Source organism: Kitasatospora sp. NPDC028055, from assembly GCF_040637885.1.
Lineage (GTDB): Bacteria > Actinomycetota > Actinomycetes > Streptomycetales > Streptomycetaceae > Kitasatospora.
The window spans coordinates 30554-53579 of the sequence record NZ_JBEZXE010000026.1 but is presented as its reverse complement, the minus strand read 5'-3'; the positions used below and the strand labels follow the sequence as shown (position 1 = coordinate 53579).

General features: G+C 74.5%; 17 protein-coding genes. 10 read left to right on the top strand and 7 right to left on the bottom strand.

Annotation, left to right across the window (positions count from 1 at the left end):
• Positions 1-168 precede the first annotated feature (168 nt).
• Positions 169-1110 (bottom strand): helix-turn-helix transcriptional regulator, encoded by a 942-nt coding sequence (locus tag AB0F71_RS24130; RefSeq protein ID WP_360237895.1) that lies wholly within the window; start codon positions 1108-1110, stop codon positions 169-171.
• Positions 1111-1526: 416 nt separating this feature from the next.
• On the opposite strand from AB0F71_RS24130, the gene AB0F71_RS24125 reads away from it, so the two are divergent.
• The 3 genes from AB0F71_RS24125 to AB0F71_RS24115 all read left to right on the top strand — a co-directional run bounded on the left by AB0F71_RS24125 (position 1527) and on the right by AB0F71_RS24115 (position 3456).
• A complete protein-coding gene (locus AB0F71_RS24125) occupies positions 1527-1763 on the top strand; it encodes a hypothetical protein (RefSeq protein WP_360237893.1) in 237 nt (78 codons plus the stop codon).
• A 146-nt stretch (positions 1764-1909) separates the two neighbouring features.
• Entirely contained in the window at positions 1910-2812 is a 903-nt protein-coding gene (locus AB0F71_RS24120) for a hypothetical protein (RefSeq protein ID WP_360237891.1), read from the top strand.
• Positions 2746-3456 carry a VOC family protein gene (locus tag AB0F71_RS24115; RefSeq protein WP_360237889.1) on the top strand — a complete coding sequence of 237 codons (711 nt, stop codon included), beginning with the start codon at positions 2746-2748 and terminating at the stop codon, positions 3454-3456. Before AB0F71_RS24120 ends, AB0F71_RS24115 begins: the two co-directional genes overlap by 67 nt.
• A 32-nt stretch (positions 3457-3488) precedes the next feature.
• Here AB0F71_RS24115 and AB0F71_RS24110 read toward each other — a convergent pair whose 3' ends face one another.
• Entirely contained in the window at positions 3489-6299 is a 2811-nt protein-coding gene (locus AB0F71_RS24110; protein WP_360237887.1) for an AAA family ATPase, read from the bottom strand.
• Here AB0F71_RS24110 and AB0F71_RS24105 point away from each other — a divergent pair.
• The 7 genes from AB0F71_RS24105 (at position 6273) to AB0F71_RS24075 (ending at position 17472) form a co-directional block, all read left to right on the top strand.
• Positions 6273-8549 (top strand): TOMM precursor leader peptide-binding protein, encoded by a 2277-nt coding sequence (locus AB0F71_RS24105; RefSeq protein WP_360237885.1) that lies wholly within the window; start codon positions 6273-6275, stop codon positions 8547-8549. The genes AB0F71_RS24110 and AB0F71_RS24105 overlap by 27 nt on opposite strands.
• Positions 8550-8570: 21 nt before the next feature.
• Positions 8571-10097, top strand: coding sequence for a SagB family peptide dehydrogenase (locus tag AB0F71_RS24100; protein WP_360237883.1), 1527 nt, complete (start codon positions 8571-8573; stop codon positions 10095-10097).
• Positions 10094-10906 (top strand): HlyD family efflux transporter periplasmic adaptor subunit, encoded by an 813-nt coding sequence (locus tag AB0F71_RS24095; protein ID WP_360237881.1) that lies wholly within the window; start codon positions 10094-10096, stop codon positions 10904-10906. Before AB0F71_RS24100 ends, AB0F71_RS24095 begins: the two co-directional genes overlap by 4 nt.
• 12 nt (positions 10907-10918) lie before the next feature.
• Entirely contained in the window at positions 10919-13210 is a 2292-nt protein-coding gene (locus AB0F71_RS24090) for an NHLP family bacteriocin export ABC transporter peptidase/permease/ATPase subunit (protein ID WP_360237879.1), read from the top strand.
• Positions 13207-16119, top strand: a complete 2913-nt coding sequence (locus AB0F71_RS24085; protein ID WP_360237877.1) for an NHLP bacteriocin export ABC transporter permease/ATPase subunit — start codon at positions 13207-13209, stop codon at positions 16117-16119. The genes AB0F71_RS24090 and AB0F71_RS24085 overlap by 4 nt, the downstream gene beginning before the upstream one ends.
• Before the next feature lie 24 nt (positions 16120-16143).
• Positions 16144-16506: a YciI family protein gene (locus tag AB0F71_RS24080; protein WP_360237875.1), complete on the top strand. Its 363-nt coding sequence runs from the start codon at positions 16144-16146 to the stop codon at positions 16504-16506.
• 246 nt (positions 16507-16752) lie between these two features.
• Entirely contained in the window at positions 16753-17472 is a 720-nt protein-coding gene (locus AB0F71_RS24075; protein ID WP_360237873.1) for a G1 family glutamic endopeptidase, read from the top strand.
• Between the two features lie 56 nt (positions 17473-17528).
• On the opposite strand, the gene AB0F71_RS24070 is transcribed toward AB0F71_RS24075, so the two are convergent.
• From AB0F71_RS24070 to AB0F71_RS24050, 5 genes are all read right to left on the bottom strand, one after another.
• A complete protein-coding gene (locus AB0F71_RS24070; protein WP_360237989.1) occupies positions 17529-18662 on the bottom strand; it encodes an MFS transporter in 1134 nt (377 codons plus the stop codon).
• A gap of 167 nt (positions 18663-18829) precedes the next feature.
• Positions 18830-19603, bottom strand: coding sequence for an alpha/beta hydrolase (locus tag AB0F71_RS24065; RefSeq protein ID WP_360237871.1), 774 nt, complete (start codon positions 19601-19603; stop codon positions 18830-18832).
• Positions 19593-20534, bottom strand: coding sequence for a Rieske 2Fe-2S domain-containing protein (locus AB0F71_RS24060; protein WP_360237869.1), 942 nt, complete (start codon positions 20532-20534; stop codon positions 19593-19595). Before AB0F71_RS24060 ends, AB0F71_RS24065 begins: the two co-directional genes overlap by 11 nt.
• 25 nt (positions 20535-20559) lie before the next feature.
• Positions 20560-21831: an NAD(P)/FAD-dependent oxidoreductase gene (locus AB0F71_RS24055; protein WP_360237867.1), complete on the bottom strand. Its 1272-nt coding sequence runs from the start codon at positions 21829-21831 to the stop codon at positions 20560-20562.
• Positions 21828-23015, bottom strand: a complete 1188-nt coding sequence (locus AB0F71_RS24050) for a cytochrome P450 (protein ID WP_360237865.1) — start codon at positions 23013-23015, stop codon at positions 21828-21830. Before AB0F71_RS24050 ends, AB0F71_RS24055 begins: the two co-directional genes overlap by 4 nt.
• Between the last annotated feature and the right edge of the window lie 11 nt (positions 23016-23026).

Here is a 23026-nt window from a genome sequence, read left to right as displayed (position 1 = left end):
CTCCCGGACCGTTCGGTCGGTGTTCGACAGGCATGGAGCGGCCAGCGAAACACAGAATCGGATCAGGCCAAAACGATTCGACGTCAAACCGGCGGCAGCGCGGGCGGTTTGACGTCGAATGCCCGGACTTGGGGCGGAGGCGGGTGGCGCGGTCCGGACGCGACGGGCTCAGAGCCAGCCGCGCCGGCCGGCGAGCAGGCCGGCCTCGAAGCGGCTGCGGGCGCCGAGGCGGTCCATCAGGTCGGCCATCATCCGTCGGGTGGTGCGCAGCGAGATGCCGAGGTGCTTGCCGGCCGCCTCGTCGGTGTAGCCCTGGCCGAGCAGGCGCAGCAGTTCCTGCTCCTGGCGGGTGAGGCCCTCCTCGTCGCGCTCGGTCGGGGTGCCGAAGGGGGTGGCGTCGGACCAGGTCTGGTCGAAGAGCGAGACCAGGGCGGCGAGCACGCCGGGTGACGAGATCTGGACGGCGCCCTTGAGGGTGTTGGCGGGGTCGATCGGGACGAGGGCGACCCGCCGGTCGATGACCAGCATCCGCAGCGGCAGCGCGGGCACGGTGCGCACCTCGCAGCCGAGGCCGGTGAGCCACTCGGCGTGCTGGACGGTGGCCCGGTCCTTGCGCACCGCGTCCAGGTAGACGGTGCGCATCGACACCCCGCGGGCGAGCAGCTCCTCGTTGTCGGGGCGGCTGGCCTGGAGGGAGGCGGCGGGCCGGGCCCGGCCGGGGGCGAAGGTGAGCAGTTCGTCGCGGACGGAGCTGACCAGTTCCTCCATCCGGGCCTGCACGGTGGCCATGCCGAGCAGTCGCTCCAGCTGGCTGTCCTCGGCCGACTCGTCGCGGAACTGGGCGAGCATGCCGGAGATCTCGGCCTGGCGCCGCTCGAACTCCAGCTGGGCGCGCTGCTGCACGGATTCGTAGTACCGCAGCAGGGCCGGGAGTCCGACCCTCGGGTCGACCGGCCGCAGGGCGCCGGAGGGCGTGCCCGGGGCCTCGACCTCGGAGGGCCGGAGCAGGCGCAGGTCGGCGAGCTGGTCGAGGGCGGCGCGGACCTGCGCCCCGGTGAGGCCGAGCTTGCCGGCCAACCCCTCGACATCCAGTTGAGGATCCGTCAGCATCAATCGATAGACCGCTTGCGCGGCATCGTCGATCCCCCGCGTCATCGGCGCACCACTCCCCCGCAGCCGGTTACCGATTTCCGGCACTTGGCCGGACAAGTCCGCTGCCCGATCATGCCAGGACGGACAGGTCAGGGACAACTGCGGAAGCGTTTCTTTCGGGCCCCCGCATCGACCGGCCGGGATAAAGGTAATGAGAAGGTAATGGCACCAAGGTGCCACCGCGATCTTCCTGCCGCCCCGAACACCTTCCGGCAGCCCTCGACATCCTCCAGACTTTCGGTTGTCGGGGAGCCGCGAGCTCCCCGGCCGGGCCCGCCGATGATTACGGACCGTCATCACCGACGGCCGACCGATCAGGTCGGTGAATTGGCCGGCACCCGCTTCCGAATCGCACTTTGTCCTGGGGGACCCTCATGCTGCTTTCGTACCGCAAGCTCGCCTGTACCGCCGCCGTCGCCGCCGTCGCCGCCGCCTTCGCCAGCGGCGTGCTGACCGGCGCCGCGTACGCCACGCCGGGCTCCGCCCCGGCCGTCGGCCCGGCCACCGCCTCGGTGCAGCAGTTCACGAACGGCCTGACCACCCACCTCCGCGCGTCCCAGCTGGAGATGCTGCACGGTGCCGCGACCCCGGCCGACTGGCACTGGAACTGACGGCCGCTTCCGCAGGCCACGACAGCTGACGCCACCCCCGCCACGACCGACCGACGGGCAGTACGGCCGGGCGGCGGGGAAGGCCCGTCGGCGGAACTCCGGACCGCCGCATAAATTGAATGTGCAACAATCCGCCAGGAGCGACAGTGCCGGTTATCGAACCGATCGTGCTGGACTTCTTCGGCTCGGAGATCGCCCTCGTCCGGGCCGACCGTGACGAGATCTCGTTCCATTTCGGGCCGCACCTCACCGGGATTTCCCGGGACCCCGACCAACTGCGGGTGGAATTCTCCCGCACCCCGGGGAAGGACGCGCCCGGCGATTTCCTGGTGCGCCGCAGTGACGGAACGCCATTGCTGCGCCGCACCTTCCGGGGCTGGGGGAACCTCCCCGGCGCGGTGCCGCCGTTCGCGGCCCTCCAGGAGCGGTTCTGCCTGACCCCCGCCGTGGTGCTGGCCAAGGGCGACGCCACCGTGGCACTGGTCGGCGGACCGTACTCGGAGCAGGCCAACGTCGGCGCCGCGCTGGCGCAGCGCTCCTGGGCGTTCGTCTCCGGACGACTGCTGGTGCTGGACCGCCGCACCGGGCACGTCCTGCCCTACCTCGCACCGCTGGAGGCGCGCGGGCCGGCCGCGGCCCGGCTGCGCGGCGCCGGGCTGCCGGACGGCACCTGGCGCACCGTCACCTCGCCGGTCGGCGGCGAGGTGCTGCTGGTGCGGCCGGAGAGCCTCGGCCCGGTCGTCCCGGTCCGGGCCCGGCTGGCCCCGCCCGCGCTGGTCCGGCTGTGTCGCAGCGTCGACGAGGAAGTACGGCTGGCACCATGGGAGTTCACCACCAGGACCTGGCCGGCCGGGTCCTCGGGACTGCTCGCCGACGCACCGACCCACTGCCTGCACCTGCCCGGCGTGAGCGGGGCGGAGGAGGCCGCCGGACTGATCGATCACGCCATGACCCACGCCATGACCAAGGAGAAGGACGACTCGTGCCTCGACGTACCAGCTATGCCATCGGCGCACCGTGCTGGGCTGACTGCATCACTCCCGATCTGAGCGGCAGCCGGGAGTTCTACTCGGCGCTGCTGGGCTGGGAGTTCGTCACCGAGTCGCCGGACTACCAACTGGCCGTGCTGGGCGGGGAGGTCATCGGCGGCTTCGGCGCCGCACCGGTCGGGCTGCCGCCGCAGGCCGCGTGGAACGTCTACCTGGCGACCAAGGACGCGGAGCACTGCTGCGTGCAGGTCGGCCGGCTGGGCGGACGCGTGGTGATGCCCCCGGTGCCCGCCGGGGAGAACGGCCGGCTGCTGCTCGCCGTCGACTCCTCCGGGGTCACGGTCGGCTTCTGGGAGGGGGCCCGGGCCGAGGGCGTGGTGCTCGCCGACGAGCCGGGCGCGATCTGCGGCCACGAGCTGCGGGTGCCGTCCGCGACCCAGGCCGAGGCCTTCTACGGGCCGCTGTTCGGCTACCGGCTCGGCGCGGAGGGGGAGTTCACGCTGGACGGCTTCGTGCACGCCCGCGTGGTGGAGAGCGACCAGGGCCGTCCGTGCTGGCTGCCGCACTTCGGCGCGGTCGACCCGGCGGACGCCGTCCACCGGGCGGTCCGGCTGGGAGCCCGGTTGATGCGGCCCGGCACGGACGAGCCGCCGGTGCTGCGCGACCCGTGGGGCGCGGAGTTCGGACTCGTGGCGGCGGTCTGAGCCGCACGCGCCTCCCAAGACGGACGCGCGTGTCACAACGCCTTGACCGCGGCCCCCAGTTCGGGCCGGCCCTTGATCGCCAGCTTGCGGTAGATCCGGCCCAGGTGGGTGTCCACCGTGCGCTTGCTGAGGCAGAGCCGCTCGGCGACCTCCAGGTTGCTCAGGCCCTGCAGCACCAGCTCGGTGACCCTGCGTTCGCTCGGGGTCAGCCGGACCGGACCGGCGTCCCGGGTGCCGATCGCCGGGCCGCCGCGCTCCTCGACCGGGCGCGGCCGGGCGTCACCGCCGGGCAGCGGGTCGGCCGCGATGGTCCGGGCGGCGGCGTGCTCGCCGAGCGCCTGGTAGGCCTGGGCCGCGTGGGCGCGCCACGGCACGCAGGCCGGGTCGGCCACGCCGCGGGCGGCCAACTGGTGCCCGCACTCCAGGAAGAGCCGCAGCGCCTGCTGGTGGTCGCCGCGGTGCGCGGCGACCAGGCCGCGGGCCTCCAACAGCACCGCGCGCAGCAGCGGGTGCGCCTCGGCGGGCAGCTCGACCCCGGCCAGTGCGGCGGCGTCCACCGGCAGGCCGCGGCGCAGCCGGGCCCGTACGGCCAGCGCCTGCGCGGCGCCCGCGAGGTCCTCGGCCCGGATCTGCCGGGCCAGCTCGGCGGCCTGCTCGGCGTCGGCGAGCGCGGCGTCGGGCCGGCCCTGCCGGTGGGCGATGTCGGAGCGGGCCAGCAGGGCGAGGGCGAGTTCGCCGCGGTGGTTCCAGCGCTGGGCGGAGCGGACCGCCCGCCCGGCCCAGGCCGCCGCCTCGTCCAGCCGCCCGGTCCAGGCGTAGGCCATCGCGGCGCCCAGCACCTCCGTACCGGCTTCGGCGGGCGAGACCCGGCGCACGCAGCGCCCGGCCAGCCGCACCGCCGTACGGGGCTGGCCCCCGGCGGCGGCCAGCGCGGCCAGCGCCCCGAGCAGGGCGGTGCCGGCGGGCTCGGCCGGTTCGGCGCGCAGGGCCGCCAGGGCGGGCCGCAGGGCGGTGCGCCGGCCGGTGAGGGCGGCCTGGGCGGCGAGCGGCAGCAGCAGTTCGGCCGGGGGGCCGGGGGTGGCGGCGAGCGCCGCGGCGGCCTCGGCGAACGGGACGGCGGCGGCGCCGGCCGCGCTGAGGGCGAGCACCGGCCCGGCGAACGGCCGTAGCAGCCGGGCTCGTTCGGCCGGGTCGGGGGTGGCGGCGAGGCCGGCGGCGCAGCGGGCGGCGGCGGCCACGTCGCGGTGGAGTTCGACGGTGCCGAGCTGCCGGGTGAGCGAGCGGACCAGCTCCGGGTCGGCGGCGTCGGCGAGGGCGCGCTGGAGGTAGCGGGCGGCGTCGTCCCAGTGGCCGTCGGCGGCGGCGTCCCGGGCGGCGGTGCGCAGGACGGGGACGGCCCAGTCCAGCCCGGTGGTGCCGGAGGACATCAGGTGTTCGGCGGTGCGGGCGGCGGGGGCGCCGAGCCGGGCGAGCAGGGCGGCGGCCCGCTCGTGCAGGGCGACCAGGACGCGCGGGTCGGTGCGGGCCAGCACGGCGGTGCGGACCAGCTCGTGCCGGAAGGTCTCCGGCGGGCCGGGTTCGATCAGGTCGGTGCGGTGCAGCGCCTCCCGAGCCTCGTCGGCGAGGAGTTCGCCCTGGCCGGTCAGCAGGGCGGCGGTGGCGAGGTCGGCGCCGGTGCCCAGGACGGCGAGGCCGGTGAGCAGTTCGGCGGCCCGGGGGTGGCTCTGCCGCAGCCAGCTGAGGGTGGTGTCGGCGAGGGTGCCGGCGCCGATCCGCAGGACCGTGTCGAGGTCGGGCGAGCCGGGGTTGATCCGGGCGGCGGCCAGCCGGGCGGTGAGCTCCTCGACCACCAGCGGGTTGCCGCGGGAGAGGTCGTGGCAGACGGCGGCGAGTTCCGGGTCGACCGGGGCGTCGAACTCCTCGGCGACCCGCTCGGCCACGCAGCTGTCGCAGAGCGGGCCGGGGGTGAGGGTGCGGGCGTGGCGCAGGGCGGCGAGTTCGGCGGCGAGCGGGTCGGCGGCCTCGTCGGCGGTGCTGGCGAGCAGGGCGACGGGCAGGCCGTCGAGCCGGCGGGCGAGGTAGGAGAACCACTGCCGGGACTCCTCGTCGGCCAGGTGGAGGTCGTCCACGGCCATCACGACGGGGGTCCGGGCGGTGAGTGAACGGGCCGCGTGGAAAAGGTCGTTCAGCACCCTTTCGCGCCCGTTGCCGGTGTTTTCGGAACCTGCCGGGAGGGCTCTTCCGAGGGCGTCCGGAAGATCTCCGCCGAGGGCCGTCGCAGGGAATTCCCGGGGTGTTTCGCCCGGGAATTGCGGAGCCGGCGCCGGATCTGTTGTCATGCGCATGAAGGGATCGAAGAGCTGGCGCACCACGCCGTACGGAAAGTCCCGCTCGTTGTCGTGACATCGGGCCCGCAGCACCACCGCGCCCTCCGGCAACCGGGCCAGCGCGGCCCGCAGCAGCGCACTCTTCCCCGTCCCGCGCGCGCCCCTGACCAGCACGACAGCGGAACGGCCGGCGGCCGCCCCGGCCACCGCGCGCGCCAGCTCCGCCAGCTCCGTTTCCCGGTGCAGCAAAACTCCAGTCGGCACCGCAACCCCCCGTCGTACCCGCGTGCGGACACACCAGTATCGCCTGTCGCACCCCCCTGTCAACGCACCGGGCGAATACGTACCGGGATACGTACCGGCCGAGCGGAATACGCAATTCCAGGCGATGCGTAACTCGACGGCGCCGACGGATATGCAGTATGTACAGCCCAATTGGCGCCGTGCTCGAATACTCGCGACGAACTTGTGAACACAGGGGGATGACTTATGGAGCGACCGCGGCTCAAGGCCCATTTCCTCACCGAGACGGTGGGCGAAAAGGTCTTCCTGCTCGGAGAGGGGCAGGACTACCTCGTCCCGGGGGCCGCCGCGGTGCGCCTCCTGCCCTACCTGGACGGACGGCGCACCGTCGCCGAGATCCTCCAGGAACTGGGCGGCGAGGTCCCGCTCGGCCAGGCGCTGACCGCACTGCGCCGCTACGAGGCCGCCGGGCACCTCGCCGAGGGCCGGCCCGACCTGCCGGACCACGTGCTCGCCTACTGGGACGCCCAGGGCGTCGACCCGGCCGTCGCCCTGGAGGCCGCCCGGGCCACCGAGCTGCTGGTGCTCGCCCTCGGCGCCGCCGAGGCCGCCCCGCTGGTCGAGGCGCTCACCGCCACCGGCCTGCGCGCCCGCGCCGTCACCGAGGACCAGGCCGTCGAGGGCGGCCCGGACACCATGGTCGTCGTCCTCACCGACGACTACCTGGCCCCCGCCCTGGAGCGGCTGAACACCGCCCGGCTGGCCGACCGGCGCCCCTGGCTGCTCGCCAAGCCCACCGGCACCTCCCCCTGGCTCGGCCCGCTGCTGCGCCCCGACGAGACCGGCTGCTGGACCTGCCTCGCCCAGCGGATCAGCGGCAACCGCCAGGTCGAGCGCTACCTGGCCGGCAAGCGCGGCGAGACCGTGCCGCTGCACCCCACCCGCGCCGCCATCCCGGCCGGCCCGGCGATGACCGCCCAGCTGCTCGCCACCGAGACCGCGCGCATCCTCGCCGACGAGTGCTGCTCCGCCCTCTCCGGCACCATGGTCAGCCTCGACCTCAACACCCTGCAGACCACCGAGCACACCCTGGTCCGTCAGCCCCAGTGCCCCAGCTGCGGCGACCCGGCGCTGCTCACCGAGCGCAGCCCCAAGGTCGTCCTCCAGCCCAGCCCGGCCCGGCACACCACCGACGGCGGCTACCGCGTCCAGGCCCCGCAGTTCACCTACGACCGGCTCAAGCACCACATCAGCCCGCACCTGGGCGCGATCACCCGGCTCGGCGCGCACGACGACACCGGCAACGGCATCACCTACAGCTTCACCGCCGGCCACAACTTCGCCATGGTGAACGACAACATGGACCTGCTACGCCGCAACATGCGCGGCCAGAGCGGCGGCAAGGGCCGCTCCGAGATCCAGGCCAAGGTCAGCGCGATCTGCGAGGCGATCGAGCGCTACTCGGCGGTCTGGCGCGGCGAGGAGCCGGTGGTGCGCGCCGCCTACCGCGACCTCGACCCGGCCGTCGCCGTCCACATGGACGCCCTGCTCCAGTTCTCCGACGCCCAGTTCGCGAACCGCGCCGAGTGGAACGCCGACCCCAAGCACCGGCTGCACCTGGTGCCCGACCCGTTCCCGGTCGACGCCGAACTGGACTGGACCCGCGCCTGGTCGCTCACCCACGACGAGGAGCGGCTCATCCCCTCCGGCTACGCCTGGTACGGCCACCCCGACCTCCAGCAGCACTTCTACTGCGTCGGCGACTCCAACGGCTGCGCCAGCGGCAACACCCTGGAGGAGGCGATCCTCCAGGGCTTCTGCGAGGTCGTCGAGCGCGACGCGGTCGCCCTGTGGTGGTACAACCGCACCTCCCAGCCCGAGTTCGACCTCGACTCGCTGAACGACCCGTACGTGGACACCATGCGCGCCTTCTACGCCTCGGTGGACCGCGAGCTGTGGGTGCTCGACCTCACCTCCGACCTCGGCGTGCCGGTGTTCGCCGCCGTCTCCCGGCGCCTCCACGAGGTCGAGGACATCATGGTCGGCTTCGGCGCCCACCCGGACCCGCGGATCGCCGCGATCCGCGCGCTCACCGAGGTCAACCAGTTCCTCCCGTTCATCGACCGGCGGGACGAGAACGGCAACACCCTCTACCGCACCGACGACCTGGAGACCCTGGAGTGGTGCAGGACGGCGACCGTCGCGGACGAGCCCTGGCTGCTGCCGGGCCGCGAGCTCGCCGCCACCACCCTCGCCGACTTCGCCCCGCTCGAAGGTGACGACCTCGCCGGACACGTCCGGGACTGCGTCGAGCGCGCCCGCACCGCCGGCGTCGAGGTGATCGTGCTCGACCAGAGCCGCCCCGACCTCGACCTGGCCGTGGTCAAGGTGATCGCCCCCGGCATGCGCCACTTCTGGCGCCGCCTCGCCCCCGGCCGGCTCTACGACGTGCCGGTCCGCCAGGGCCGACTGGCCGCTCCGCGGACCGAGGAGCAGCTCAACCCGAAGAACGTCTTCTTCTAGGAACGGCCGGGTACCGACGCGATGACCACCGCCCTTGACCGGATCCACCTGCCCGCCGCCGCCCGTACGGTGCGCCGGCTGCGGCTGCGCCCCGACGGCGCGTTCGCCCCGCTCGGCCCGAAGGCCGTCCGGTTGACCGCTCCGGTCGGTGCGCTCAACCTGCCCGACCTGGCGCCCGGCGCCCGGGAGGCGGTGGCCGCGCTGGCCGCCGGGGAGCACACCGAGGAGGAACTGGCCGCCCTGGTCGCGGCCCGGGACGGCGACGCCGGGCTGCTGCGCTGGCAGCTGACCCGCCGCCGGCTCGGCACGGCCGGGATGCTGGAGCACTCCGTCCACCTGGCCGTGGACGGCCCGGACGGCACCGCCGGCACCGACGAGCCGCTGGCCCGGCTGCGCCCGGTCGGCCGGGGCGCGGCCGAGCCCGGCCCCACCCCGGACCCGACCGGGCAGGTGAAGCTGTCCCGCTTCGCCACCGCCGCGGTCGAGGACGGCGCGCTGCTGGTGCGCTCCCCGGGCAGCCCGCTGGCCGTCCAGCTGACCACCCGGGCGGCCGGCCTGCTGGCCGCCCTGGCCGGCTGGACCAGCCCCGCCGCACTCGCCCAACTCCCGGGCGCCCTGCCGCTGGACGCCGTCCGGCAGACCCTGCGGCTGTTCGCCGCCGCCGGGCTGCTGGCCTACGGCGCCCCCGGCGCCGAGCCCGAGGCCGAGGAGCAGCGGTTCGCCCAGTGGACCGCCGCCGACCTGGCCTTCCACTCCCGCACCCGGCGGCCCACCAGCGTGGCCGGCTACGGCGGCACCTACCGGTTCGGCGACCGCTTCGCCCCCGAGCCCGCCTCGCCCGCGCCGTTCGCGGGCGAGAAGGTCGCCCTGCCCGTCCCCGACCTGGACGAACTCGCCCGCACCGACCGGCCGTTCACCGAGGTGCTGGAGCAGCGCCGCTCGGTGCGCGACCACGACGAGCAGGCGCCGATCACCCTGGAGCAGCTCGGCGGGCTGCTCTACCGCAGCGCCCGCCGGCGGCAGACCTTCACCGGCGGGGACGGCCAGGAGCTGGCCGACCGGCCGTACCCGAGCGGCGGCGCGGTGCACGAGCTGGAGCTGTACCCGCTGGTGACCTCCTGCGCGGGCCTGGAGCCCGGGCTGTGGCACTACGCGACGGACCGGCACGAGCTGGAGCTGGTCAGCGCGCCGAGCCCGGCCACCGCCCAACTGGTCAGGAGCGCCCGCGAGTCCTGCCTGATGCAGACCGACCCGCAGGTGGTGCTGCTGGTCACCGCGCGGTTCGGCCGGGTGATGTGGAAGTACGAGACGGTCGCCTACCCGCTGATCCTCAAGCACGTCGGCGCGCTCTACCAGACCCTCTACCTGGTCGGCACCGCGATGGACCTCGCGGTCTGCGGCCTCGGCGGCGGCGACGCGGCCGACTTCGCCGCGGCCAGCGGCCTCGACTACTTCACCGAGGGCACCGTCGGTGAGCTGGTGATCGGCAGCCGACCGCCGACGCTGCGCCAGGACGTCGGCGTCCCACGGAGAGAAGCCAGAAGATGAAGTTCCGTTTCAAGGCGCTGCAGCGGATGCGCGAGCCGGACGAGCTCGACTCGCCGACGCTGCTCGCCGCACCGCGGGGCTGGATCGCCCTGTTCGTCGTGATGATCACCATGGCCGCCGCGCTGCTGTGGACCTTCGCCGGGACGATCCCGATCACCGTCGACGCCCCCGGCCTGCTCACCCACCCGCACGGCACCGCGATGATCCAGAGCCCGTACGGCGGGATGGTCCGCACCGTCCTCGCCAAGCCCTCCGACCAGGTCCGGCAGGGCCAGTCCGTGGCCCGGGTCGAGGACACCGAGGGCCACAGCCGGGAGATCACCAGCCCGTTCGGCGGACGGGTGGTCGGCCTGTCGGTCACCGACGGCCAGGTCGTCGCCCCCGGCTCGCCGGTCGCCTCGGTCGAACGGGTCGACGACCCGCAGGAGCGGACGGTCGCGATGGTCTTCGTGCCGGCCACCCGCGCCGTCGGGCTGGAGCCCGGCGACCAGGTCGACCTCAACGTGTCCACCACCCCGGCCGGCGCCTTCGGCCTGCTGCGCGGCACCGTCAGCTCGGTCAGCCCGTACGCGCTCACCCGGGAGGCCGTCTCCGGCCTGGTCGGCGGCGACCTCGCCGCCCAGCGCTACCTCGGCAAGGACGCGCCCCGGCTGGTCGTCGTCGACCTCACGCCCGACCCGAACACCCCGAGCGGCTTCGCGTGGACCTCCCAGAGCGGCCCGCCGAACCCGCTGGGCACCCAGGTCGCCGTCACCGCCACCATCAACGTCGGCAAGCAGACCCCGTTCAACCTGATCCTCGGCCGCTGAGAGGAGGCACCGATGACCGCCACCGTCCCGGAGAGCACCCGGGCCTCCGCCCCCGTGCCGGAGCCGGACCCGAACAAGCCGGAGAAGTCGAAGCGCCGCCGCGGCCGCCCCACCCGGGCGGCCGCGCCGCGGCGCTGGCGGCACGCCGTCCCCACCGTCCTGCAGATGGAGTCGGTGGAGTGCGGCGCCGCCAGCCTCGCCATGATCCTCGGCTACCACGGCCGCTGGGTCCCGCTGGAGGACCTGCGCGGCGTCTGCGGGGTCTCCCGCGACGGCGCCCGCGCCTCCACCCTGCTGAACGCCGCCCGCACGTACGGGCTCACCGCCCGCGGCTACCAGACCGAGGCCGAGAAGCTCCGCGACCTCGACGGCCCGGTCATCATCTTCTGGGCCTTCCAGCACTTCATGGTCGTCGAGGGCATCCGCACCCGGTACGGCCGCACCGTCGTCGCCGTCAACGACCCGGCCAGCGGCCCCCGGCTGATGGAGTGGGACGAGTTCGACTCCGGCTTCACCGGCATCGTGCTCTCCTTCGAGAAGGGCCCCGACTTCCAGCCCGGCGGCGACAAGGGCGGCATCGGCCGCGCCCTGCTGGAGCGCCGGCTCCCGACCGGGCGCGCCATGCCGCTGGTGCTGCTCGCCAGCCTGCTGCTGGTGCTGCCCGGCATCGCGATCCCCGCCTACACCCGGGTGTTCATCGACCGGGTCCTGGCCGGCAGCGGGAGCGGCTACCTCCTCCCGCTGCTGGCCGCCATGACCGGCACCGCCGTCGTCGTCTTCGTGCTGACCTCCGTCCAGCGGCACTACCTGCTGCGGATCGAGATCCGGATGGGGCTGGTCAGTTCGGCCCGGTTCTTCCGCCACCTGCTGCGGCTGCCGGTCGACTTCTTCCTCCAGCGCCGCCCGGCCGAGGTCGCCAAGCGGGTGTCCGGCAACGACGTGGTCGCCGAGATCCTCTCCCGGGACCTCGCGCTCACCGTGATCAACCTCGGCCTGGTGCTGTTCTACGCGGCCGTGCTGATCCGCTACGACATCCTGCTCGGCGTCGTCGGCGTCGGCATGGCGCTGCTCAACGTGGTCGTGCTGCAGGCCGTCGCCCGGGCCCGCACCGACGCCGTGGCCGCGCTGCGCACCGACCGCGGCAACCTCACCGCGACCACCTTCACCACCCTCTCGCTGATCGAGACCGTCAAGGCCACCGGCGCCGAGCAGGACGCCTTCGGCCGCTGGGCCGGCTTCCTCGCCAAGGTCGTCACCGCCAAGCAGAAGCTCGGTATCCCGAGCGCCGTGCTCACCGTCGTGCCGCCGATGCTCGCCGCGCTCAACAGCGGGCTGATCCTGCTGGTCGGCGGCCAGCGGGTGGTGGACGGCGCGATGAGCGTCGGCATCCTGGTCTCCTTCCAGACCCTGCTGGCCGCGCTCAGCCGACCCGTCACCCAGCTCACCAACCTGGGCGGCCGGCTCCAGGACGTCACCGCCGACATCAAGCGGCTGTACGACGTCGAGCGCTACCCCGTGGCCGCCGCCTTCGCCCGGCCCGAACCGCCCGCCGGGCCCAAGCTCGACGGCACCCTGGAGTTCGAGTCCGTCCGCTTCGGCTACAGCCCGCTCTCCGAGCCGATCATCAAGGACCTCAGCCTGACCGTCGTCCCCGGCCGCCGGGTCGCCGTGGTCGGCGGCTCCGGCAGCGGCAAGTCCACCCTGGGCCGGCTGCTCACCGGCCTGTACGCCCCGTGGTCCGGCCGGATCCTGCTCGACGGGCGCCCGCGCGAGGAGATCTCCCGTACCGTGCTGGCCTCCTCCCTGGCCTACGTCGACCAGGACATCTCGCTGTTCGAGGGCACCGTCCGGGACAACCTGACGCTCTGGAACGACGACGTCCCGGACGAGGCGGTCACCGCCGCGCTGCGCGACGCCGCCGTCTTCGACACCGTGATGACCCGCCCCGGCGGCATCCACAGCCCGGTCCTGGAGGGCGGCCGCAACTTCAGCGGCGGCCAGCGCCAGCGGCTGGAGCTGGCCCGGGCGCTGGCCGGCGAGCCGACCCTGCTGGTGCTCGACGAGGCGACCAGCGCGCTCGACCCGGAGACCGAGCGGGTGATCATGGACAACCTGCGCCGCCGCGGCTGCGCCTGCCTGATCATCGCCCACCGGCTCTCCACCGTCCGCGACGCCGACGAGATCATCGTGCTGCACGAGGGATCGATCGTCGAACGCGGCACCCACGACGAGCTGTTGGCGCTCGGCGGGCACTACACGGCGCTGATCGAGTCCGCGCGCCGCGAGGAGGAGGACGAACTGTGAGTCTGTCCACCGAGGCGTTCTCGCCCGCCCTCACCGAGGCGGCCGAGGCGCGGTCCGAACGCTACCTCGTGCTGGACGACCCCGGGCAGCTGCTGCTGGTCCGCTCCGGGGCCGTCGACCTGTTCGCCGTCCGGCTCGACTCCGGTGCGCCCCAGGGGCGTTGGCACTTCCTCTGCCGGATCGAGGCGGGCACCCTGGTACCCGGCGCGGCCGCCGACGGGGCCCGCCGGGGCATCGTCGCCCGCCCGGTGCTCGGCGCCGACGCGGCCTTCCTCCCCGCCTCCCGGGTCGAGACGCCGGCCGCCGACCGGAGCCGGGAGCAGGACGGACCGCGGCTCGCCGCCGACCAGTTCCTGGCCGGCCTGGCCCGCGGCCTCACCGCGCTGGCCGGCGCGCTGCGCGACACCCTGCCGCCGCGCGAGTTCACCCCGCTCGACCCGGCCGGGCCGACCGCCCTCAAGAAGGGCCAGGCCCTGCGCTCGGTGGACGGCCTCCAGTGGGTGCGGGTCGAGCAGGGCACCGTCGAGGCGCCCGAGGGCGCGACCGGCGAACTCACCGAGGGCGCCGAGGTCCTGCTGACCGAACGGGACTGGCTGGTCGCCGCCGGCCCGGCCACCGTCCGGGCCCGCTCCCCGCGCGAACTGCTCGACCAGGGCGGACTTTGGGAGCGCCTGGCCGCCCACTGCGGGCGGCTGCTGGACACCGTCGACCGCCGGATCGAGGGCCGCCGCGACACCGAGACCGAGCAGATCGCCGCCCGCCAGGAGCGCGACGCCGGCACCCTCGCCGACTCCGCGCGCGGTTTCGAGACCATCCTGCGCGACACCTCCTCCCGGCTGCGGATCGGCGACGCCACCGGCGACGAGCCCACCCTGGCCGCCGCCCGGCTGGTCGCCGCCCACGAGGGCTTCGGCGTCACCGCCCCGGTGGCCGGCACCGGCCACCACCACCGGCTGGACCGGCTCCAGGCGATCGCCCTGGCCTCGCACGTGCGCACCCGTTCCGTCCGGCTGGACGGCACCTGGTGGCGGGACGACCTCGGCGCGATGGTCGGCTACCGCAAGACCGGCGCCCCCGTCGCCCTGCTGCCGCTCGGCACCGGCTACGTGCTCGCCGAGGGCGGCAGCGTCACCCCGCTGACCCCGAAGCTCGCCGCCGAACTGCAGAACAAGGCCACCGTCCTCTACCGGCCGCTGCCCTCCGCCGTGCGCTCCGTCTCCGCCCTGCTCCGCTTCGGCCTGCGCAACAACCGGCAGGACCTGTGGATGTTCACCGGGATGGCCGCCCTGGTCGCGCTGATCGGGCTGCTCGTCCCGATCATGACCGGCGAGGTGCTGGGCACCTTCGTCGCCCACGCCCAGCGCAACCTGATCACCGAGGGCGCCCTGGTCGTCATCGGCTCCGCGATGGCCGTCGCCGCCCTCTCCATCGTGCAGAACATCGCCGTGCTGCGGATCGAGAGCCGCTCCACCGCCGCGATGCAGGTCGGCGTCTGGACCAGGCTGCTCTCGCTGCCCGCGCCGTTCTTCGCCAACTACTCCACCGGTGAGCTCGGCACCACCGTGCTCGGCGTCAGCGCCGCCCAGGAGACCCTCTCCGGGATGATGACCACGGCGACCCTGGGGCTGCTGACCGGCCTGGCCAACCTCGTCCTGGTCTACTTCTACGACCTGCGGCTGGCCGGCCTGGCCACCCTGCTGGTGCTGGTCGGCGTGGGCGTCGGCCTGGCCGCCGGCCGGCTGGAGGTCCGCTGGCAGCGCCGGCTGTACTCCCACGAGCAGGCCATGTCCGCCCGGGTCTTCCAACTCCTCACCGCCGTGCCCAAGTTGCGGGTCACGGCGGCCGAGGACCGGGTGTTCGGGGTGTGGGCCGCCGAACTCGGCAAGGGCCGCGGCCTGGCCGCCTCCTCCCGCCGGGTGCAGAACGCCGTCACCACCTTCAACGCGGGCTTCCCGCTGGTCTGTTCGGTGGTGGTGTTCGGCGTGATCGCCGGGCCGCTGGAGGGCGACGTCCCGGTGCCGGTCTTCCTCTCCTTCTTCACCGCCTTCAACCTGCTGATCGCCTCCAGCCTCCAGTTCACCTCCGCGGCCGTCACCGCGATGGGCGTGGTGCCGATGCTGGAGCGGCTGCGGCCGATCCTGGAGGAGAAGCCCGAGGTCGACGACAGCAAGGCCGACCCGGGCGACCTCTCCGGCCGCCTCGGCCTCAGCCATGTGACCTTCCGCTACGGCGAGGACGGCCCGGCCGCCCTCCAGGACGTCACCCTGAGCATCGAGCCCGGCGAGTTCGTCGCCGTGGTCGGGCCGTCCGGCAGCGGCAAGTCCACCGTGCTGCGGCTGCTGCTCGGCTTCGAGCGCCCGGAGAGCGGCACCGTGCTCTACGACGGCCAGGACCTCGGCGAGCTGGAGGTCTCCGCGGTCCGGCGCCAGTGCGGGGTGGTCCTGCAGAACGGCGCCCTGCTCGCCGGGGACATCAAGGCCAACATCGTCGGCTCCACCAACCACACCCTGGACGACGCCTGGGCCGCCGCCGAGATGGCCGGCATCGACAAGGACATCGCCGCCATGCCGATGGGCATGAACACCGTGCTGTCCGAGGGCACCAGCACCCTCAGCGGCGGCCAGCGCCAGCGCCTGATGATCGCCCGGGCCCTCGTCTCCCGGCCCCGCATCGTCTTCTTCGACGAGGCCACCAGCGCCCTGGACAACCCCACCCAGCGGCTCGTCACCGAATCCACCCGAAGACTCAACGCCACCCGGGTGGTGATCGCCCACCGACTGTCCACCGTCGCCGAGGCCGACCGGATCATCGTGATGGACCAGGGCCGGGTGGTGCAGCAGGGCCGGTACGAGGAGCTGTTGGCCGACCGGGACGGGCTCTTCGCCCGGCTGGCGAGCCGACAGATGTAGCAGCTGGACGGAGAAGAGGGAACGATGGAATACACCCTGCTCATTCACGGCGACGAGCGGGTCTGGAACGGACTGGGCGAGGCCGAGCAGGCCGAACTCGACGCCGCCCACGCGCGGTTCGGACGGGCGCTGCACGAGGCCGGCGTCACCGTCCGCTACGGCGGCGGCCTGCGCCGCAGTTGCAGCGCCCGTCTGGTGGTGCCCGGCGGCATCCCGGGCGGCGCGCAGACCCCGGTCTCGGACGGCCCCTACCGCGAGGGCCACGAACACCTCGGCGGTCTCTGGGTGATCGACGTGGCCGACGAGGCCGAGGCCGTCGCCTGGGCCCGCTGGATGCCGGCCGCGCCCGGCGACCTGGTCGAGGTCCGCCCGGTCCGGGTGACCTGATCCCCTTCCGCCCCGGTTCGTACCGCGCCCCGACGAGCAACTGCCGCCGGGGCGCGGCCCGTTGGTGGCTCGGACGGTTCGTCAAGACGTGCACTCGACCGTGCAATGGCTTGGCCAACCTTCCCCCTGATCCTCTTGCCCCGGTCATGACAGTCGGCTCAAGCTGTACTGCCACCCGTCAACGGCCGCCCCCAAGGCCATCGTTGGCGCGTGCGCTCCTGTTCGTCCCCTCACGAAGGAGCCACCATGCGCAGATTCCTGGTCCGCGTCGTCACCCTCGCGGCGGCCGCCACCTCGCTGGCCGCCCCCGCCGCCCCCAGCACCGCGGCAGCCGTCCAGGGGCTCGCCTTCCGCCCCCTCTCGTACAACACCAACGGCTACAACTGGGGCGGTTACGCCGCCCAGGGCAGCGGTTTCAGCTCGGTCTCGGCGTCCTGGACCGAGCCCGCCGCGACCTGCAACTCCACCAACGACCTCTACGCCCCGTGGGTCGGCATCGACGGGTACGGCTCCTCCAGCGTGGAGCAGACCGGGGTGGCCACCGACTGCTCCAGCGGCAGCCCGGTCAACCAGGCCTGGTACGAGATGTACCCGGCGGCCCCGGTCTACCTGAGCCTCAGTTCGTACCCGGTGTCGGCCGGCGACCACATCAGCGCCTCGGTGACCTACGCCGGCAGCAGCCGGTACACCCTCAAGCTGACCGACTCCTCCAAGGGCTGGACCTACACCACCACCAAGTCCACCAGCGCCCAGCGGACCAGCGCCGAGGTCATCATCGAGTCGCCGACCGGCGCCTACCCCGACTTCGGGACGTTGAACTTCACCTCGGCCACCGTCAACGGCAAGTCCCTCGGCTCGTTCAGCCCGGTCGCCCTCGACCCCAGCTCCAGCAGTGGCTACGAGGCCACCACCAGTGGCCTCGGCTCCGGCGGCACCAGCTTCAGCGAGACCTTCCTCCAGGAGTAGCGCCCCCGGTTCCGGAGCGGGAAGTCGGTGGGGCCGACTTCCCGCTCCTCGGGCCTTCAGGCGGTGGCCTTTCCGGGGGTGGCGCTGACGGACCGCGAGCCGACCTGCGCCACCACCGCGGCGAGGAGCGCGACGCACCCGCCGACCACCAGCACCGCGGACGGCGAGGAGGCGTCGACGACCGCGCCACCGACCAGGGCGCCGAGCGAGATGGTGGCCTGGAAGGAGGAGGTGAACACCACCGTGGCCGCCTCCGGGGCGTGCGGGGCCGCGCGGACGAACCAGGCCTGCACGCAGACCGGGACGGCGCCGTACGCGAGGCCCCAGGTGACGAGCAGCAGCACCGCACCCGGCCGGGACGCCCCGAGGACCGGGAGCAGCAGGACCGAGGCCGCGAGCAGGCCGATCGCGAGGGTGAGGGCGCCGCGGCGCCGACCGGCCCACAGCCCGCCCGCGAAGTTGCCCGCGACGCCGGCGGCCCCGTAGACCAGCAGGAGCACGGAGACGGCGTCCGGCCCGGCGTGCGTCACGTCCTCCAGGAAGGGCGTGACATAGGTGTACGTGCCGAAGTGGGCGGTCACCAGCAGCAGGGTGACGACCAGGCCGGCCCGGACCGGCCCGGTGCGCAGCAGCCCGCGCAGGACGGCGAGGCGGGTGGGGGCCTGCGGCGGCAGCGCGGGCAGGGTCACGGCGAGGGCGGCGGCCACGGCGAGGCTCAGCAGCGCCATCGCCGCGAAGGCGGCCCGCCACCCGGCCAGGTGGCCGAGCAGGACCCCGGCGGGTACACCGAGGACCGAGCCCAGCGGTACCGCCGAGAAGATGACGGAGTTGGCCCGCGCCTGCCGCTCGGCGCCGACCAGACGCGGGGCGAGCCCGGCGCCGAGCGACCAGAACGCGCCGATGACGACCCCGAGCACGATCCGGGCGGTGAGCACCGCCCAGTAGCCGGGGGCGAGCGCGTTGAGGAGGTCGGCGAGCGCGAGGGCGAGCATCAGGCCGCAGAGCACGGCGCGCCGGTCGGCCCGCCGCACGGCGACCGTCACGGCGGGGGCGGCGACCGCCGCGACGGCGCCCGGCAGGGTCATCATCAGCCCGGCGGTGCCGTCCGAGATCCGGAAGGTGGCGCCGATCGGGGTGAGCAGGCCGATCGGCAGGATCTCGGTGGTGACGATGGCGAAGATCCCCGCCATGACGGAGCCGACGGCCGGCCAACCCCGGCCTGGCGTACGGTCGGTGGCGGGTGAGGTGGGGCGGAGGGTGGTGGACACCCGTCCAGTGCAGCAGCGGCCCGGCCCCGGCGCTGGCGTGAATGCGACCTGGACGGCCCGGGGCTCGGGCGAGGTGGACGGCCCCGGGCTCAGGCGAGGTGGTCCGCGAGCAACTCGGCGCAGGCGTCTGGGCGTTCGAGGAGCGGCAGGTGGCCGGTCTCCGGCAGGGTCGTCAGCCGGCAGTCCGGGACGGTGTCGCGGAGCAGCTCGGCGTTGCGGGTGAAGGCGGGCATGTCCTCCTCGCCCAGGACGACCAGGGTGCGGGCGGTGATCCGGCGCAGGTCGTCCACCGTGTGCCGGTGGGCGGTGAGGGCGTCCATGGCGCGGTTGCCGAGCTCGGCCCAGCTGTGCCGGGCGACCACCTCCCGGAGGGCGGCGCGCAGTTCGGGGTGGCGCCGGGTGCCGGTGAAGATGTCCGGCGGGGACTGCATCCAGAGGTCGGCGAGCTGTTCGCCGGGGCCGACCATGCGGTGGAGCATGGTCAGCTGCTGGTAGCGGACCCGGGCGGAGTCCTCGTTGGGGGTGCCGGCCAGGGTGGGGGCGGCGAGGACCAGCCGGTCGAGCGCTCCGGGCTGCTGGATCGCGAGCTGGAGGGCCGAGACGGAGCCGAAGGAGAGGCCGACCAGTCGGCGGGCGCCGGTCTCCTTCGCCACCTCGGCCAGCTGCCCGGCCAGGGCGGGGAGTGTCAGCCCCGGGGGGAGCGGGGCGGAGCCGCCGTGGCCGGGCAGGTCGACGCCGATGTGGGTGAAGCCGGGGAGGCGGTCCCACAGCGGCTGCCAGGTGGTGGAGTCCATGGTGTAGCCGTGGATCCACAGCACGGCCGGGCCCTCGCCCTGGCGGCGGAGGTGCAGGTCAGTCGTCAAGTCGGGCTCCGAAGTCGGCGCAGAAGCGGCGGAAGGCGAGCACCGGCTCGTCGCGGGCGTCGTAGCGCGGGGTCATGGTGTGGTCCAGGTGCTCCCAGACCACCTTGTCCTCGGCGAGCGCCTTCTCGCTGCCGCCGAGCAGGGCCGGCAGCGCCGACCGCTGGTCCTCGCGGACGCCGATGGCGACCCGGGCGACGCAGCCGCCGTCCCCGGTCGGGACGGAGCCGGTGACGATCACCTGCCGGGTCTCGGGCGGGCCGAACTCGGTGACCACCACGTTGGGGCTGAACGCCTGGGCGTGGAAGCGCGGCTTGAAGTCCCAGCGGACCCGGCCGGTGCGCACCGCCTCCCAGCGGATCTCCTCCAGCGTGCGGGCGTCCTGCCAGGGCGAGGTCTGCATCAGGAACTCGCCCTCGATGACGAGCTCGCCGTGCTCACCCGCCCGGGTGGCCATCCCCCGGTTGCCGGGGACGCCGTGGACGGCCTTGAAGTGGTCCGGGTCGAAGGCGTTCTCGACGACGTACTCGGACGGCACCGCGACCGGCAGGGCGACGGCCGCGACCAGCGGGTACTCCTCCTGCCAGCCCTGGACCGACCGCTCGAAGCCGCGGTCGCCGTCCGGGTGCTGGGAGAGCCGGACGAACACGGCGTCGCCCCACTCCAGCACCCGGTGCTCGGCGACGGACCAGTGCTTGGACGGGTCGCCGAGGCCGATCCGCTTGCCGTGGAAGGGGCAGACCACGCAGTCGCCCTCGCGCCGCCCGCCGTAGCCCAGGTGGGCGCCGCGGTGCGGGCAGTTGGCGTCCAGGACGCGGACCCGCCCGCCGTCGCGGACGGCGATCAGGCGGCGCGGACCGATCGCCAACGGGGTGATGTCGTCGGCCAGTTCGGATCGGAAGGCCAGCAGGTACCAGCCGTGGTGCACGGTCATCGGGCTCACGTTCATCGGAGGGCGTTCATCGGCGGGCGTTCATCGGCGGGCGATCATCGGAGAGCGTTCGTCGGAGCGCCTTGAGGACTTGTTCGGCGGCCCGCTCGCCGCTCGCCAGGGCGCCCTGCACCCAGGGCAGTTGCTCGCCCGCGACCGTCGCCTCCCCGGCGAAGAAGAGGGTGTCGTCGACCGGCTCGGCCCACTGCCCGGCAGCGTCCTCCAACCCGGCCCGGGGGGCGGTGAACGCCCCGCGCGCGTACGGGTCCTGGCCCCAGTCGGCGACCGCGACGTCCAGCACGGTGGCACCGGAGGTCCAGGGCAGGGCGGTGGCCAGCAGCTCGGCCAGCGCCGTACGGTCGGACGGCGCCGTACGGTCGGTGACGGCCGCGCGCAGCGAGGCGGCGGCGCCCGCCTTGGCGACCACCAGCACCTCGGGGTGCCCGGCGGCGCAGCGGGTGAAGCCGGTGCGGCCGTCCACGTCGAAGACGATCACGGTGTCGGGCGCGGGCCGGTCCAGGGTGACCACCGCGCAGCAGCCGTCCCCGGCGGGCAGGTCGGCGGCGGCCGCCAGCTTCCACGCGGGCAGGCCGGGCATCGCCACGGCCGGCGGGACGGTGAGCACGACAGCGCGGGCGACCGCGCTCCCGGCGTCCGTCCGTACCGTGACCTGCCCCGGCTCGTACGACAACTCCCGGACCACCGAGCCGAGCCGGACGTCCAGCCCCTCGGCCAGCCGCTCGGGCAGCCGGGCCAAGCCGCCGTCGACGGCGAACTCGCCCTCGCCGACGGCGTCCCCGCGGTGTGCGGCGGCGACTCCGGCGGCGCTCAGCTGCTCCGGGTCGGTGGCCCAGTTCTGCCGGAACCACTCGGTGGCGGCCGCGGCCTCGGCGCCGGTGCTGCCGCAGGCGCGCAGCCAGCTGCCGACGGACAGGCCGGTGACACCGGGCGTGCGCAGCAGCGCGGCCTCCAGCTGCCAGGGGGCGCGGCGGCCGGTGCTCAGCGCGCCCATCGACCGCTCGGCGCCGTCCTCGACGATCCGGGCGGTGACCCGGCGCGGGACGGCCGCGGTACGGCCGGGGCCGAGCAGGTCGTGCACCGGGTTGTGCTCCCCGTGCACGACCTGGGCGCCGAGTTCCAGCGGCGGGCCGCCGTCGGAGGGCCGGAAGGTGTGGATCCGCCCGCCGAGCCGCTCCCGGGCCTCGTGCACCACGACCCGCAGGCCCTCCCGGGCCAGCAGTCGGGCGCAGTTGAGCCCGGACGCTCCGGCGCCGACCACGATCACGTCGTAGGTGGTCACAGCCCACCCCCGAGCTCGATCGGGAGGGCCCGCAGCCGGCGGGGGACGAGGCACTGGTCCCAGTCCGGGGCGCCGTCCGGGCCGCGCAGGGCCGGGAAGCGGCGGACCAGCCGGGGCAGCAGCAGGGCCGCGGTCTGCCGGACCAGCGGGGCGGCCAGGCAGAAGTGCGGGCCGCCGCCGAAGCCGAGGTGGGGGTTGGGGCTGCGGTCGAGGCGCAGCGCGTCCGGGTCGGCGAAGACCTCCGGGTCGCGGTTGGCGGCGGTGAGCACCGCGAGGACCCGGGCGCCGGGCGGCAGCACGCCGCCGGCCAGTTCGACCCGGTCGGTGGTGACCCGGGCGGTGAACGGGATCGGGGCCTCCAGCCGGAGCAGTTCGTCCACCGCGAGGCGGGCGAGGTCCTCGTCGGCGGCGGCGAGCCGGGCGACGGCCGCGCGGTCGGGCAGCAGCAGGTGCAGCCCGTTGCCGATGAACTCGGCGAGCGGCTGCCAGCCGCCGATCACGGCGAGGTTGAGGACGCCGAGCATCTCGGCGCGGCTGAGCCGGTCGTCGGCGGCGAGGGCGGCCAGCGGGACGTCCCGGCCCTCGACCCGGGCGGTGTGGCCGTCCAGGTAGTGGGTGAGCGCGGTGGCGGCGCTGCGGCCGAGGGCGGCGCGGGCCGGGGGCACCATCGGGTCGAGGTTGACGGAGGCGGCCCGGGCGAGCGCCTCGAAGCGCTTCAACTCGGCTGCGGGCAGGCCGAACAGCCGCGCGTACACGGCGGTGGCGAGCGGCCGGCCGAGGTCGGCGACGGCGTCCACCCGCCCGCCGTCCGGCAGCCGGTCGAGCAGCGCGTCCACGTCCGCGGCGAGCCCGTCGGCGAGGGAGCGGACGGCCGCCGGCCCCAGGAGCAGCGCCCCCGGGGCCCGGAGCCGCTGGTGGTCCGGCGGGTCGGTGGTGAGCATGGACGGCGGCAGGGCGTCCTCGCGGGCGCGCTCCCGCTGGCCCTGGGCGGCGGAGAAGCGCGGGTCGCGCAGCACCGTCGCGCAGTCGGCGTGCGCGGTGACCAGCCAGAGCCGGGACGCGGGGTCGTGGTGGACCGGGTCGTTGGCCCGGAGCCACCGGTACGCCGGGTGCGGGTTCGCCCGCCCGGCGGGGGCGAACGGGTGGATCAGGTGCTCCGGCAGGCGCACCGGTGCCGTCGTCATGTTCCAGCTCC

Excerpts from the sequence above, each read along its gene's own strand:
- AB0F71_RS24130 (WP_360237895.1), bottom strand. The coding sequence starts at position 1,110 with ATGCTGACGGATCCTCAACTGGATGTCGAGGGGTTGGCCGGCAAGCTC.
- AB0F71_RS24125 (WP_360237893.1), top strand. The coding sequence starts at position 1,527 with ATGCTGCTTTCGTACCGCAAGCTCGCCTGTACCGCCGCCGTCGCCGCC.
- AB0F71_RS24105 (WP_360237885.1), top strand. The coding sequence starts at position 6,273 with ATGGAGCGACCGCGGCTCAAGGCCCATTTCCTCACCGAGACGGTGGGC.
- AB0F71_RS24110 (WP_360237887.1), bottom strand. The coding sequence starts at position 6,299 with ATGGGCCTTGAGCCGCGGTCGCTCCATAAGTCATCCCCCTGTGTTCAC.
- AB0F71_RS24100 (WP_360237883.1), top strand. The coding sequence starts at position 8,571 with ATGACCACCGCCCTTGACCGGATCCACCTGCCCGCCGCCGCCCGTACG.
- AB0F71_RS24095 (WP_360237881.1), top strand. The coding sequence starts at position 10,094 with ATGAAGTTCCGTTTCAAGGCGCTGCAGCGGATGCGCGAGCCGGACGAG.
- AB0F71_RS24090 (WP_360237879.1), top strand. The coding sequence starts at position 10,919 with ATGACCGCCACCGTCCCGGAGAGCACCCGGGCCTCCGCCCCCGTGCCG.
- AB0F71_RS24080 (WP_360237875.1), top strand. The coding sequence starts at position 16,144 with ATGGAATACACCCTGCTCATTCACGGCGACGAGCGGGTCTGGAACGGA.
- AB0F71_RS24075 (WP_360237873.1), top strand. The coding sequence starts at position 16,753 with ATGCGCAGATTCCTGGTCCGCGTCGTCACCCTCGCGGCGGCCGCCACC.
- AB0F71_RS24070 (WP_360237989.1), bottom strand. The coding sequence starts at position 18,662 with ATGGCGGGGATCTTCGCCATCGTCACCACCGAGATCCTGCCGATCGGC.
- AB0F71_RS24060 (WP_360237869.1), bottom strand. The coding sequence starts at position 20,534 with ATGACCGTGCACCACGGCTGGTACCTGCTGGCCTTCCGATCCGAACTG.
- AB0F71_RS24050 (WP_360237865.1), bottom strand. The coding sequence starts at position 23,015 with ATGACGACGGCACCGGTGCGCCTGCCGGAGCACCTGATCCACCCGTTC.